At 72.0% G+C, this 14,266-nt stretch carries 12 protein-coding genes; 8 read left to right on the forward strand and 4 right to left on the reverse strand.

Features of this window, described 5'->3' with window-relative positions; translation table 11 throughout:
• On the reverse strand, window positions 1-285 hold a 285-nt coding region (locus FM119_RS12065; protein WP_179205330.1), incomplete at its 3' end, for a transposase.
• Between the two features lie 46 nt (window positions 286-331).
• Window positions 332-886: a CGNR zinc finger domain-containing protein gene (locus tag FM119_RS12070; protein WP_087138407.1), complete on the reverse strand. Its 555-nt coding sequence runs from the start codon at window positions 884-886 to the stop codon at window positions 332-334.
• Window positions 887-911: 25 nt separating this feature from the next.
• Between FM119_RS12070 and FM119_RS12075 the strand changes: the two genes are divergently transcribed.
• The 5 genes from FM119_RS12075 (at window position 912) to FM119_RS12095 (ending at window position 7,685) form a co-directional block, all read left to right on the forward strand.
• Window positions 912-1,580: a LysE family translocator gene (locus FM119_RS12075; protein WP_245827480.1), complete on the forward strand. Its 669-nt coding sequence runs from the start codon at window positions 912-914 to the stop codon at window positions 1,578-1,580.
• 488 nt (window positions 1,581-2,068) lie between these two features.
• The gene (locus tag FM119_RS12080; RefSeq protein ID WP_087138444.1) at window positions 2,069-2,290 is read left to right on the forward strand and encodes a heavy-metal-associated domain-containing protein; all 222 of its coding nucleotides are present in this window, start codon (window positions 2,069-2,071) and stop codon (window positions 2,288-2,290) included.
• Window positions 2,287-4,752, forward strand: coding sequence for a heavy metal translocating P-type ATPase (locus FM119_RS12085; RefSeq protein WP_245827482.1), 2,466 nt, complete (start codon window positions 2,287-2,289; stop codon window positions 4,750-4,752). The genes FM119_RS12080 and FM119_RS12085 overlap by 4 nt, the downstream gene beginning before the upstream one ends.
• A 408-nt stretch (window positions 4,753-5,160) precedes the next feature.
• Complete coding sequence (locus FM119_RS12090; protein WP_087138408.1) at window positions 5,161-7,314, forward strand: DEAD/DEAH box helicase; 2,154 nt, start codon at window positions 5,161-5,163, stop codon at window positions 7,312-7,314.
• Window positions 7,311-7,685, forward strand: a complete 375-nt coding sequence (locus tag FM119_RS12095; RefSeq protein ID WP_087138409.1) for a hypothetical protein — start codon at window positions 7,311-7,313, stop codon at window positions 7,683-7,685. The genes FM119_RS12090 and FM119_RS12095 overlap by 4 nt, the downstream gene beginning before the upstream one ends.
• Window positions 7,686-7,709: 24 nt before the next feature.
• On the opposite strand, the gene FM119_RS12100 is transcribed toward FM119_RS12095, so the two are convergent.
• On the reverse strand, window positions 7,710-8,000 hold the full coding sequence (locus tag FM119_RS12100) for a mycoredoxin (protein ID WP_087138410.1): 291 nt from the start codon (window positions 7,998-8,000) through the stop codon (window positions 7,710-7,712).
• A gap of 110 nt (window positions 8,001-8,110) precedes the next feature.
• Here FM119_RS12100 and FM119_RS12105 point away from each other — a divergent pair, with 110 nt between their 5' ends.
• On the forward strand, window positions 8,111-9,139 hold the full coding sequence (locus tag FM119_RS12105; protein WP_087138411.1) for a 6-phosphofructokinase: 1,029 nt from the start codon (window positions 8,111-8,113) through the stop codon (window positions 9,137-9,139).
• A gap of 97 nt (window positions 9,140-9,236) precedes the next feature.
• Here the strand turns inward: FM119_RS12105 and FM119_RS12110 are convergent, their stop codons facing one another.
• Complete coding sequence (locus FM119_RS12110) at window positions 9,237-11,447, reverse strand: S9 family peptidase (RefSeq protein WP_087138412.1); 2,211 nt, start codon at window positions 11,445-11,447, stop codon at window positions 9,237-9,239.
• 109 nt (window positions 11,448-11,556) lie between these two features.
• Here FM119_RS12110 and FM119_RS12115 point away from each other — a divergent pair, with 109 nt between their 5' ends.
• Window positions 11,557-12,396 carry an aldo/keto reductase gene (locus FM119_RS12115; RefSeq protein WP_087138413.1) on the forward strand — a complete coding sequence of 280 codons (840 nt, stop codon included), beginning with the start codon at window positions 11,557-11,559 and terminating at the stop codon, window positions 12,394-12,396.
• A gap of 80 nt (window positions 12,397-12,476) precedes the next feature.
• A complete protein-coding gene (locus FM119_RS12120) occupies window positions 12,477-14,234 on the forward strand; it encodes a pyruvate dehydrogenase (RefSeq protein WP_087138414.1) in 1,758 nt (585 codons plus the stop codon).
• Window positions 14,235-14,266 lie beyond the last annotated feature (32 nt).

Genomic DNA, 14,266 nt, shown 5'->3' on the forward strand with positions numbered 1-14,266 from the left:
CGCATCCGCTTGCGACAGCAGCGCCTGCAGCACCCGGTCCCAAGTGCCATCGCCGGCATAGCGGCGATGCCGCTTCCACACCGTCTGCCAGGGACCGAACTCCGCCCGCGGCACATCACGCCACGGCGTCGAGGTCCGGAACCGGTAGATGATCCCGTCAACGACGCGACGATCATCACCGAACGGATGGCCGCGCCGCCCCGTGTTCGACGGCAGTAGCGGGGCGATCAACGCCCACTGCGCGTCCGTCAACCGGCGAGTACGAGAGTCCAGAACCAAAGTCACCCATCCAGAATCGCGCGTCAATCACGAACCATATGGGAGACACGCCCTAGCTGTTCTGACCGGACACGGTGCTCGATCCTCCCCGCTCGGCTCGTGCGCGGTGACGTCGAACGGCTTCTCGGGTAGCGCATCGTGGTGAGCAGTAGCGCTGGGTCCCGTTGCGCGAGATGTCGACGATCACGTTCAGGCAGGGTGTGCTTGCGCAGCGCCCGAGGCGGTTCATGCCACGCGTGGTCAGGTGGAGCGCTGTCCCTACGGCGATCACCGATTGGAGGACCACCGAGAGATCGTCGTCGATGTCGCGGTAGTGCAGGTGCCAGCCCTCTCCATCGTGGTCGGTCAGGCGCGGATAGGCCGATGCGGCCGCCATCTGCTCATTCAGCAGGGCGGCCCGGCCATCGGCGCTCTGCGCGTCGACGACTCCCAGCCACTGGTCTATGACGTCTCTGCACCGGGAGTGATCCCCCGACTGCTCAGGGAAGGGCATGGTCATGCCGTTCTCGCGCGTGCGGGCGACCACGCCTGAGCGGTCGGCCGGCCAGTCGTTGGCCAGCGATTGAGCAAGGAGGACCGCGTACTCGCCGTAAGGGTTGAGATGCATAAAGCTATTACATCAGGGTGATGCCATGACGAACCTCGTGATGGAGTTCCCCGTTTCCGCGCAGGCCGCGCTCGGCATGACTGCTGCAGCTCTGGTGATGGTGCTTACTCCCGGGCCGAACATGATGTACCTCGCCTCGCGCAGCGTCGGGCAGGGTCGGCGTGCAGGCCTGGTGTCCCTGGCCGGGACGGCAGTGGGCTTCGTGATCTACATGCTGATGGCCAACTTCGGTCTCGCCATCGTGTTCGTCGCTGTCCCGTGGCTCTTCATCGGGTTCAAGGCCGCTGGGGTCGTGTACGTGGCGTGGATGTCATGGCAGGCGCTGCGCCGGGGCGGTGCCGGCGTCTTCGAGCTGAGCGACCCGGTCGGGGACAGCGACAGCCGATTGTTCCGGATGGGCCTTGTCACCAACCTGCTCAACCCCAAGGTCGCGATCATGTATCTCACCCTCATTCCGCAGTTCATCGACCCGGCCCTCGGGAGTCACGTCGTCCAAGGCGTCACGCTCGGGCTGCTCCAGATCGGCGTCAGCGTGACCGTCAACGCATTCATCGTCATCGGTGCCGGCGCGATCGCGAGCTTCCTGACGGGGCGACCCGGATGGACCGTGTGGCAGCGACGCATCACAGGAGCCCTCCTCGGAGTCGTTGCCATCCTGCTTGCTCGCGACGTTCCCGCCGGAGCCCGCGTCTGAGTCGCCATGTCTCACGCCGACGCAGCGCCTCCTCCCCGCCACCGTGAAGGTCGCTCGGCTCGTCGTTGACGACGGAACGGAGCTGCCACTGCCGTCGCGGAGCTGCATCGCGCAGTCGCGTGGTGCGCCGACCACGGGGTCGCTATCGCGTGGGTCTTGTCCGACAGCGGCGCGACCACCGGTCCGACCGGTGGCGAGGGGCGTGCGGCGTGCGATCGATCGCTCCGAGGCACAGGCGGCCGTCCTGGCCGTAGACGAACCGCGAAGTGGAACGCTTCCACCGGACCATGGCCGACGGGTGGGCGCACGCCCGGCTCCACATCAGCGAGCAGGAACGCCGCGACGCTCTCACCGACCGGCTTCACCGCTGCAAGCAGCGCCGGCCCCGCACCACCCACCGCCCCGATCAACGTTCCCGGGCAGGACATCTCGCTCCGCGGCCCTTGCGACCGATACCCCTGGGGGGTATCGTGGTCGCGGAGGTCACCATGTCAACCACACAGAACTATCGCATCGACGGCATGACCTGCGCGCACTGCGCGCGGAGCGTGAGCGAGGAGATCGCCGCCCTCGGCGGCGTCACCGGGGTCGACGTCGACGTGCCGGCCGGCATCGCCGTGGTCACGAGCACCGCGCCGCTCCCGGACGACGCCGTCCGCTCCGCCGTCGACGAGGCCGGGTACACGCTGCTCGGCACGGACCCGGAGTGACCGAGACCGCGCTCGCGGTCACGGGCATGACCTGCGCGAGCTGTGTCGCCCGGGTCGAGAAGCGCCTCGAGCGGATCCCCGGGGTCACGGCGCGCGTCAACCTCGTCACCGAGAACGCGGTCGTCGAGCATCCCGACACGGTCGCCGTCGACGAGCTCGTCGACGCCGTCGCGCGGGCTGGCTACGACGCCACGCCCCTGGCGCCCTCAGCCGGACCGGCCGGACCAGCCGGACTGGCCGCGCCGGCGTCGGCGGTCGAACCGCCTGTGCCGCCCGCATCGACGGGCTCAGCCATGCCCGGCGGACAGCAGGGCGGTCCGGGCGCGGCGCCCGGCATCGCCCCGTGCGTGCCGGAGCGAGTCGGCCGCCGAGCCGGAGCGGCATCGCGCGCGGACACCACGACGGATCCGTACCGTCGGCGCGCGATCGTGACCGGCGTGCTCGCCGTCCCCGTCGTGCTGCTGAGCATGGTGCCCGCCCTGCAGTTCGACTTCTGGCAGTGGCTGTGCCTGGCGCTCACCGTCCCGATCGTCGTCTGGGGCGGGGCGCCCTTCCACCGCGCCGCCGTGCGGAACCTACGGCACGGGGCGGTCACGATGGACACCCTGATCAGCATCGGCACCCTCGCGGCGTTCCTCTGGTCCGTCTACGCCCTGACCCTCGGCGGTGCGGGTGTGCCGGGGATGCACCACGAGATGAGCGTGATCGCGACCGGCCACCACGGTGCGCAGATCTACCTCGAGGTCTCCGCAGCCGTGACCTTCTTCCTGCTGCTCGGCCGCAGCATCGAGACACGGGCGAAGCGGAGCGCGGGGGCCGCGCTCGGCGAGCTCGCCGCCCTGCAGCCGTCCGACGTCGCCGTCCCGGTCGACCCCGACCCCTCCGACCCGTCGGCGGGGCGTGCGATCCGCACGATCGCGGTGCGCGAGCTCGCCGTCGGGGACCTCTTCCTCGCGCGCCAGGGCGAGCGGGTGGCCGCGGACGCCGAGGCGGTCTCCGGTGGCGGCGTGGTCGACGCGAGTGTGGTCACGGGGGAGTCCCTGCCGATCGAGGTGTCCGTCGGCGACACCGTCCTGGCCGGCAGTCTCGTCGCCTCGGGCGTGCTGACGCTCAGGGCGACGCGGACGGGCGACGACTCCGAGATGGCCAGGGTCGCCGCGATGGTCGAGCGGGCGCAGAGCGAGAAGTCCCGGATCGCCCGGATCGCCGACCGCGTCTCCGGGGTGTTCGTGCCCGTCGTGCTCGTGGTCGCGGCCGCGACCCTCGTGGGCTGGCTCGCCTCCGGTGCCGGGGCGGCGACCGCGGTCGAGGTCGCCGTCGCCGTGCTCATCGTCGCGTGCCCCTGCGCGCTCGGTCTGGCCATTCCCGTGGCGCTCGTCGTCGGCACGGCCAGGGGGGCGGAGCTCGGCATCGCCATCACGGGGCCGGAGGCGCTGGAGAACGCCGGCGCCGTCACCACCCTGTACGTCGACAAGACGGGCACCCTCACCGAGGGGGCCGTCACCGTGACGGCGGCCGCCCTGGCCGACGGTGCGGAGGAGGGGCGCCTGCGCGCGCTCGTCGGTGCCGTCGAGTCCCTCGCCGTCCACCCCGTTGCCTCCGCGCTGGTGCGCTGGGCGGAGGCGGGCGCGGCCGGGTCGGCCGGGCCGGCCGGGCCGGTGCAGACGGTCCCGCCTGACGTCGAGGTCGAGGACTGCGAGGTGCTGCCGGGCGAGGGCGTCCGTGCCACGGTGCGGGAGCGCGGTCGTGCGGGGGCCACCCCCGTCGCGATCCTCAGTCCCTCGGCGGCAGGCTCGCGCGGCGCGACGCTCGACGACCGGCTCGCGGAGGCGGTCGACGCCTCCGCGGCCGCGGGGGAGAGCTGCGTGCTCGTCCTCGTCGACGGTGCGGCCGTCGCCGTGCTCGCCCTCGCCGACCGGGTGCGGCCCGAGACGCCGTCCGTGCTGGCGCGGCTCGGCGCCGCCGGCGTGCGGGTCGTGATCCTCAGCGGTGATGCACCGTCACCCGTCGCGGCGGTCGCCGACCGGCTCGGCGTGGCCGAGTGGCACGCCCAACTGAGCCCGACCGACAAGGCGGCCCGGGTCTCCGCTGCGGTCGCCGCGGGCGAGCGCGTGGCCATGCTCGGCGACGGCGTGAACGACGCGGCTGCCCTGGCCAGCGCGACTCTCGGCATCGCGGTCGGCACCGGCACCGCGGCGGCGGCGCGCGCGGCCGACATCACCATCGTCGGCGGGGGGCTGAGGCCTGCGGTCGACGCGATCCTGCTCTCACGACGCATGCGGGGCATCATCGTCGGCAACCTGTTCTGGGCTTTCGCCTACAACGTCGCCGCGATCCCTGTCGCCGCGCTCGGGCTGCTGACGCCGATGCTCGCCGGTGCGGCGATGGCGTTCTCGAGCGTCTTCGTCGTGCTCAACTCGCTGCGGCTTCGCCGGTACAGCGGGGTGGCCGACCGGGCCTGAGCCGGGAACGACCGGGCCGCGCGGAGGGGCAGCGCGCGTCAGAGCCGGCCCGTGCCATAATGGGAGTCGCGCTTCACGCGCTGCGAGACCCCCGTCGTCGGCGGGACGTGATCTCCGATCACCCGGTCCGTTCCCTTCCGCCGCATCGGCGGCTCGGCTCGGCCCGGCGATCCTCTCACGGTCGCTCGTGTCGTTCCGTCCGCCCCGCATCACGCCCGGCGTCGGCGCCCACGGCGGTCGCGGTCGAATCGGCCCACCGGCGTCAGCCACGACCCGGCCCGTCGCCGGCCACCCGGCCGTCGTCCGAGCGGTCGTCGACCGACTCGAGGGGAGCCGGTCGCCCCCTCGCCGCGTCACAGGCGCACCCGCACGCCCGGCTCGTCCGGTCCCACACTGCTCAGGAGGAGCATGCCGCCCACCGGCCACCGTCGTTCATCCGGCCACCACGGCTCGCGCGGTGCGAGCGCGCGCCACGACGACGACGCACCACTGATCCCGATCCTCGCCCGCAAGGTCCGCGAGGTCGAGTCCAAGGCGCAGAAGGGCAAGGTCGGCCCGACCAACCGGACGAAGTTCCAGGTCATCGCCTTCCTCGTCCGCGAGGAGCGCCGCCGGGTCAAGGCCGACACCGAGATCAGCGACGGCACCCGGGCCGAGCTGCTCAAGCGTCTCGACGGGGTGGCGACGATCCTGGCAAAGATCGCGGCGAGGGACACCTCGCTCATCGCGCTCCTCGAGGTCGAGCAGGCCGCGAGCCCCGTCGCCCAGAAACTGCGGCGCGACTGGCTGATCGAGTCCGGTGCGAAGCTCAGCGACGACGAGCTCATCATCACCACGGCGCCGGTGGCACCGACCCCGAGCGTCCCCGCCTCGCTCGCCGCCAAGCAGGTCCTGCCGCCCTCGGCGAAGGCCCACCGGCGGTCGTCCCCGTTCCTCGCCCCCGACCTCAGGCCCGCCGCACCGACCGCGCCGCGCCGCCGCCTGGACGGCTGGGAGCTCATGGGCCCGCTGTACAAGGCATTCGAGACGGGCGCGGGCGGCACCGCCGCCAGCATGACGCTGCCCGACGCCCCGCGCATCGACCGCCTCGCGCCGGCCGGGCGCGAGATCATGAAGCACCAGGCTCGCTTCGTCGAGGCCGCCAAGCGGGGGCACCGCACCTTCCTGCTCGCCGACGAGCCGGGACTGGGCAAGACCGCGCAGTCGCTGCTCGCCGCGAGCGTCTCCGGCGCCTTCCCCCTGCTGGCTGTCGTGCCCAACGTGGTCAAGATGAACTGGGCGCGCGAGGCGGAGCGCTGGCTCCCCGGGCGCGTCGCGAGTGTGATCAACGGCGACGGCGACACCGTGGACGCCTTCGCGGACGTCCTCATCGTCAACTACGAGGTGCTCGACCGGCACCTGTCCTGGCTCGGGGACCACGGGTTCAGGGGAATGGTCGTCGACGAGGCGCACTTCATCAAGAACCTCGGCTCGCAGCGCTCGCAGAACGTGCTCGCGCTCAGCCGTCGCATCCGCGAGCGCACCCCCGACCACAACCCGCTCCTGCTCGCCCTGACCGGGACGCCGCTCATCAACGACGTCGAGGACTTCAACGCCATCTGGCAGTTCCTCGGCTGGACGAACGGGGAACGCCCCAACGCCGAGCTCGCCCGGCGGCTCGACGAGACGGGCCTGACCCCGGCCGACCACGGCTTCTACCCGGAGGCACGCCAGGCCGTCATCGACCTGGGCGTGGTCAGGCGGAAGAAGATCGACGTGGCCGCCGACCTGCCGGACAAGCTCGTCGCGGACCTGCCGGTCGAGCTGGACGACGACCTCGGCCGCTCGATCCGCGCCGCGGAGACAGAGATGGCACAGCGGATGTACGCCAGCTACGAGCGCATCATCCTCGCCCGCGGCTCCGAGCGCACCGCCCGCGGTCTCGTCGACCACGACATCATGCGCCTCGTCGCCCAGGGCGAGCTGGACGACGGCTCCGGCTCGGCCTCCGGCGAGAACGTGTTCAGCATGGTCAGGCGCATCGGCCAGGCCAAGGCACCGCTTGCCGCCGACTACACGGCGCAGCTGGCCCGCTCCGTCGGAAAGGTCGTGTTCTTCGCCAAGCACATCGACGTGATGGACCAGGCCGAGCGCGTCTTCGCCGAGCGGGGGCTGCGGACCGTCTCCATCCGCGGCGACCAGAGCACGCCCGCGCGCCAGGAGGCCATCGACGCCTTCAACACCGACGAGGGCGTGTCCGTCGCGGTGTGCTCCCTGACCGCCGCCGGCGTCGGCGTCAACCTGCAGGCGGCGTCCAACGTGGTGCTCGCCGAGCTGAGCTGGACGGCCGCCGAGCAGACGCAGGCCATCGACCGCGTCCACCGCATCGGTCAGGCGGAGCCGGTGACGGCGTGGCGCATCATCGCGGCGCACACGATCGACACGAAGATCGCCGAGCTCATCGACTCCAAGCAGGGTCTCGCAGCGAGGGCGCTCGACGGCGAGCAGCGCGAGGCCGGCCCGCAGGACTCGGTGCAGCTGAGTGCGCTGCTCCACCTGCTCGAGCAGGAGATCTCCCGATGAGCTCCGCCTCGGAGGGGCAGACGTTCCGGCCGGGCATCGCCGTCGGGCTGCTGGCGGCGGCGGCGAGTATCGCGCTGGTCCCCGAGGGGGGCTGGCGCACGGTGGGGGAGTACCTCGTCACGATCCTCGCAGCAATCATCGGCTGGTACGCGGTGTCGGGTACTCCGCGTTGGGCGGTGGCCCTCGTGCTCCCCGCGATCGTGCTGTGGAACCCCATCGCGCCGCTGGCCGAGCGGATCGACTCCGCGGGGCTGCTCATCGCGGTCTGGGTGGCCGTGCCGCTGCTGCTTCTCGTCGCGGGCTTCGTGGTCAGGGTGCCGCGGCCGGACGCCGCGCCGTCGGGCAGTGGCGCCTCCGGCCGGCGCCGCTGAGGCGCGGCGGGGCGCCGCCGGGGCTCAGCCCGCGGCGATGCGCTGCTGCACCTCGTGCAGGGAGGGGTTCGTCAGCGCCGTCCCGTCCGCGAACAGCAGGGTGGGCACCGTCTGGTTGCCGCCGTTGACCGACTCGACCAGGGCCGCCGCGTCCGGGTGCTGTTCGATGTCGATCGTGCGATAGGCCACCCCGGCCCGATCCATTTGGGCCGTCAGGCGCTGGCAGTACCCGCACCACGGCGTCGAGAACACGGTGACCTCGCCGGTCGAGGGCAGGGCCCTCGTCTTCGCCTGATCGATGTCCGCTGCGCTCATGGGTCCTCCTGTTCGGGTGCGGCCCCGCACGCCGGGGCACTATTGTCATTATTGCCCCGTTCGGCCGCGGAGTGGTCGCGGTCGCACCCCCATCGACGGACAGGAGTCCCATGAGAATCGGCGTGCTCACCAGCGGCGGAGACTGCCCCGGCCTGAATGCGGTGATCCGCGGCGCGGTCCTGAAGGGAACGCGGATCCACGACCAGGAGTTCATCGGCATCCGCGAGGGCTGGCGCGGCGTCGTCGAGGGGCTGACGATGCCACTGGACAGGCACAGCGTCCGCGGTCTCGGCAAGCAGGGCGGCACGATCCTCGGCACCTCGCGCACGAACCCCTTCGAGGGCCCGCTCGGCGGACCCGAGAACATCAAGGGCACCATGAGCCGGCTCGGCATCGACGCGCTCATCGCGATCGGCGGCGAGGGCACGCTCGCGGCGGCCAAGCGCCTCACCGACGCGGGCCTGAAGATCGTCGGCGTCCCGAAGACGATCGACAACGACCTCGAAGCCACCGACTACAGCTTCGGCTTCGACACCGCCGTCGAGATCGCCACCGAGGCGATCGACCGGCTGCGCACCACCGCGGACTCGCACCAGCGCTGCATGGTCGTCGAGGTCATGGGCCGCCACGTCGGCTGGATCGCGCTGCACGCCGGCATGGCCGCCGGTGCTCACGCCATCCTCATCCCCGAGCAGCCGCAGTCGATCGACCAGATCGCGGCGTGGGCCGTGTCGGTCCGCGACCGCGGGAGGGCTCCCGTCATCGTCGTGTCGGAGGGGTTCACGCTCAACACCATGGAGACCCCGCACTCGGAGAAGGGCCTCGACGCCTTCAACCGGCCGCGACTCGGCGGCATCAGCGAGATCATCGCACCCGAGATCGAGCGGATGACCGGCATCGAGTCGCGGGCGACCGTCCTCGGGCACATCCAGCGCGGCGGCGTGCCGAGCGCGTACGACCGCGTGCTGGCGACGCGCCTGGGCATGGCCGCGATCGACTCCGTCATGGCGGGGGAATGGGGGACGATGGTCGCCCTGCGCGGGACCGACCTGGTCAACGTGCCCTTCGCTGACGCCCTCTCCGGGCTCAAGCAGGTGCCGCAGGCCCGTTACGACGAGGCCGCGATCCTCTTCGGCTGAGCCTCGCGTCCCCGGACCGGGCGATCACGCGCTGGCACCGTGGGGGAACACAGGACGCCGGGACCGCGTGATGCGGTCCCGGCGTCGTCGTGTCCGCTCAGCGCGGTTCCGGAGGGGACGGCTCGGCGGCGGGCGACCCCACCCTGGCGGGCTCATCCGCGCCGATGGCCGGTGCGGCGTGCGCTGCGGGCACCGCGTCGGCCAGGCCGAGCACGTCGAGGATCCAGGCCAGCTCCTCGGCGCGCTCCCTCCACGCGTCGTAGCGCCCGGTCACCCCGCCGTGTCCCGCGCTCATCTCGATCCGCAGCAGCGGGTCGGCGCCGGCGTCGCGCAGGCGCTGCACCCACTTGACCGGCTCCACGACGAGGACCCTCGTGTCGTTGAGGCTCGTCGTCACGAGGATGCGCGGGTAGTCGGCGCCGTCGACGACGTTCTCGTACGGCGTGTAGCCCTTGATGTAGTCGTACACCTCCGCATCGTGCAGCGGGTCGCCCCACTCGTCCCACTCGATCACGGTCAGCGGCAGCTCGGGCTTGAGGATCGAGGTCAGGGCGTCGACGAACGGCACGGAGGCGAGGATGCCGGCGAACGTCGTCGGCGCGAGGTTCGCCACGGCCCCCATGAGCAGTCCGCCTGCGCTGCCGCCCTCCGCGACGAGCCGCTCGGGGACGGTGTAGCCGCGGGCGATCAGGTGCTCGGCCGCGGCGACGAAGTCGGTGAAGCTGGTGCGCTTGCGCAGCCGCTTGCCGTCCTCGTACCAGGACCGGCCGAGCTCGCCGCCCCCGCGCACGTGGGCGATGGCGAAGACGGCCCCCCGGTCCAGCAGCGACAGCCGGGCGATGGAGAAGCCGGGGTCGGTGCTCAGCTCGTACGAGCCGTAGCCGTACAGCTCGAGCGGGGCGGGCAGAGCGGTGTCGCGGCGTTTGACGATCGAGATGGGCACGAGCGTGCCGTCAGGGGCTGGCGCCCACTCCCGTAGCTGCTCGTAGTCGTCGGGGTCGTAGCCGCCGAGCACGGGCTGGCGCTTGAGCAGAGTGAGCTCGCCGCTGACCGCGTCCAGCTCGAACAGGCTGCGCGGCGTCACCATGGAGGTGTAGCTCAGCCGGGTGAGCGGGGCCGTCCACTCCGGGTTCCCCGCGGTGCCGACCGTGTACAGCGGCTCGGGGAACACCACCTCCTCGACCGCGATCAGCGCGACGTCCGACACGCCGGCGAGGCGGGCGACGGCGATCCGGGTCAGGCCCTCCCTGCGCGAGGAGACGACGAGCCGGTCGGCGAACGCCTCGACGTCCTCGATGCGGACGCCGGGCCGGTGGGGAACGACGACGCGCGCGTCGGCCGGTCCCGTCCCCGGCGCGTCCGGGTCGACGGCGACGACCTCGAAGTCCTCCGCCCCGTCGTTGTGCGTGACGAGGAACACGTCCTCGCCACCGATGACGGCGTGCTCGACGTCGTACTCGACCTCCTCCCGCCGAGGCCACAGCGTTCGCGGCTCGGCCGTCGGCGTCGTCGCGGGCAGGAAGCGGTACTCGCTGGTGACGGAGCTGGACACGCTGAACAGGATGTACCGCTGCGACCTGGTCGTGTCCACGCCCACCCAGAACCGCTCGTCCGGCTCATGGAGGACGACGACGTCCGGCTCCGCGGAGCCCACCCGGTGACGGTGCACGGTGTCCGGACGCCAGGCGTCGTCGACGGTCGTGTAGAACACGTGCGCGCCGTCGGGGGAGAACACCGCGCCGGAGAAGGTGTTGCCGACCTCGTCGGGCAGGTCGTCGCCGCTGGCCAGGTCGCGCACCCGCAGCGTGTACCGCTCGTCCCCGGCCGTGTCGACGCCGTAGAGCAGCCGGCGGCCGTCCGCGGAGATGTCGAAGGAGCCGAGGGCGAAGAAGTCGTTCCCGAGCGCCGCCTCGTTCGAGTCGAACACGATCTGCTCGCCGGGGAGCGTCGTCGCCGGGTCGACGGCGGGGGGAGTCCAGTCGTCGGGGCCTGCCGCCGGGGTCCGGCAGCTGATGCCGTACTGGGCGCCCTCCCTCGTGCGGGTGAAGTACCACCACTGCCCGATGCGCTGGGGGACCGAGATGTCGGTCTCCAGGGTCCGGGACCTGATCTCGTCGAACACGCGTCGCCGCAGTGCCTCCAGCCCGGCCGTGCGCTCGTCGGTGTGGGCGTTCTCCGCCTGGAGGAGGGCGACGACCTCGGGGGAGTCGGTATCCCTCAGCCACTCGTACGGGTCGGCGACCCTGTCGCCGTGGTGCTCCCTGATGATGGCTCGTTTCTCGGCCCGTGGACCCGTGCTGGCAGTCATGCGTCCACGCTAGTGGAGCGCCGGCGGCGGCCCCTGCGCGCCGCGGCCGCGTTCGAGCTGGGCGAACAGGGCTGGTTCCCCCGGTGCGCCGGGGCGTAGGCTCGGCGGCATGACCGGCTTCCCCCAGTACCAGCTCGCAGACGGCACCTCGTTCCCCCGCATCGGCTTCGGCACCTACCCGCTGACCGGCGAGGAGGGGGTGGAGGCGATCCTCAGCGCCATCGCCACCGGCTACCGACTGATCGACACCGCGGTGAACTACGAGAACGAGGGCGCCGTCGGCGAGGCGATCCGCCGTGCCGACGTCCCCCGCGGGGAGCTGATCATCCAGACCAAGCTGCCCGGCCGCGACCACGGCTACGACGAGACCATGCGCTCGGTCGAGGGCTCGCTGTCCCGGCTCGGCGTCGAGCGCATCGACTCGTACCTCATCCACTGGCCCAACCCCAGCGTCGACCGCTACACCGGCAGCTGGAAGGCCATGGTCGAGCTGCAGAAGGACGGCAGGGTCGGCGAGATCGGCGTCTCCAACTTCACGCGCACCTTCATCGAGCGCCTCGTCGCCGAGACGGGCGTGCTCCCCGCCGTCAACCAGGTCGAGCTGCACCCGTACTTCCCGCAGGAGGCGCTCGTCGAATACCACGCCGAGCAGGGCATCCTCACGCAGGCATGGAGCCCGCTGGGCAAGGGCAGCGCCCCGTACCACGAGCCGGCGATCGTCGCCGCGGCCGAGGCGCACGGGATCACCCCGGCGCAGGTGATCCTGCGCTGGCACCTGGAGCGCGGCGTGCTCCCGCTGCCGAAGTCGGCGACGCCGTCGAGGCAGGCGGAGAACCTCGCCGCCGAGTCGCTCGCGCTCACCCCGGACGAGGTGAGCGCGGTCACGGCCCTCGGGCGCCCCGACGGGCGGCTCTTCGGCGGTGACCCGAACGTCCACGAGGAGCAGTAGAACGTGTGCCCCCGGCCGACCGGCCGGGGGCACGATCGCGTCGGCCGGGACCCGGCCGACCCACCCAGGGAGGGACACAGATGGCACACACCGTGGCCGAGCAGATCGTCGAGCAGCTGATCGACGCCGGAGTCCACCGCATCTACGGGATCGTCGGCGACAGCCTCAACCCGATCGTCGACGCCGTCAGGCGCAGCGGCGGCTCGGCGAAGGGCGGCATCGACTGGATCCACGTCAGGAACGAGGAGGCCGCGGCCTGGGCGGCCGGGGCGGAGTCCCAGCTCACGGGCAAGCTCGCCGTCTGCGCGGGCAGCTGCGGGCCGGGCAACCTGCACCTGATCAACGGGCTCTACGACGCGCACCGGTCGCGCGCCCGCGTGCTCGCGATCGCCAGCCACATCCCGACGGTGCAGATCGGCGCGCACTACTTCCAGGAGACCCACCCCGACCGGCTCTTCGTCGAGTGCTCCTCGTACCGCGAGCTGGTCAGCTCGCCCGCCCAGGCCCCCCGGGTGTTCGCGGAGGCGATCCGGCAGGCCAGCTCGGCCCCCGGCGTCGCCGTCGTCACCCTCCCCGGCGACCTCGCGGGTGAGGAGTCGGTCGGCACGCCTGTTCCGTTCCGGCCCGCCGCCACCTCCGTGCTGCACCCCTCGCCGCAGGACGTGCGCGCGCTCGCCGACGCGATCAACGCAGCCGACACGGTCGCGATCTTCGCCGGCGCGGGCGTCGAGGGGGCCCACGACGAGGTCGTCGCCCTCGCCGAGGCCGTCAACGCCCCGATCGGTCACAGCCTGCGTGGCAAGGACTTCATCCAGCACGACAACCCCTACGACGTCGGCATGACCGGCCTGCTCGGCTACGGGGCCGCCCACGCGGGCATCCACGACGCCGAGCTGCTCATCCTGCTCGGCACCGACTTCCCCTACCAGCAGTTCCTGCCCTCCGACGGCAAGACCCGCATCGCCCAGGTCGACGTCGACGCGGCTGCGATCTCGCGACGGGCGGCGGTCGACGTGCCCGTCCACGGCGACGTCGCCGAGACGCTCCGGCAGCTCGCCCCGCTGGTGAGCCGCAAGTCCGATCGCCGCTTCCTCGACAGGACGCTCAAGAAGCACGAGAAGATCATGACGGGGACCGTCGGAGCCTACGCGTCCAACGTCGCCTCGCTCGTCCCGATCCACCCCGAGTACGTCGCCAGCGTCCTCGACCGGGTGGCGCCGGAGGACACCGTGTTCACGACGGACACCGGCATGACGAACGTGTGGGCGGCGCGCTACCTGCACACCTCGCCCCGCCGCCGCGCCCTCGGGTCCTACCTGCACGGCTCCATGGCGAACGCGCTCCCGCAGGCGATCGGCGCGCAGCTGGCCGACCCGGAGCGGCCCGTCGTGTCGATGTCCGGCGACGGCGGCCTGGGCATGCTGCTCGGCGAGCTGCTCACCGTGAAGGCGCTCGAGCTGCCGCTGACGGTGCTCGTGTTCAACAACTCCACCCTCGGAATGGTCAAGGCGGAGATGCTCGTCGACGGGCTGCCCGACTTCGGGGTCGACGTGCCGGAGGTCGACTACGCCGCGCTCGCCGCGAGCCTCGGCTTCCAGGCGCGGCGGGTCACCGCGGCCGGCGACGTCGAGGCGGCGCTCAGCGAGGCGATCGCCCACAGGGGGCCGTCGCTGGTCGACGTCGTCACTGACCCGAGGGCGCTGTCGCTTCCCCCGGAGATCACCGGAGCCCAGATCGGTGGCTTCGCCCTGGCGATGTCGAAGGTCGTGCTCAACGGCGGGGTCGGCGAGGCCGTGGCGATGGCCAGGAGCAACCTCAGGAACATCCCGCGACCCTAGGCGCGGGTGCGAAGGCCAGGGGGCGGGCACGT

The sequence above is a fragment of the Mycetocola reblochoni REB411 genome (assembly GCF_900163835.1).
Lineage (GTDB): Bacteria > Actinomycetota > Actinomycetes > Actinomycetales > Microbacteriaceae > Mycetocola_B > Mycetocola_B reblochoni.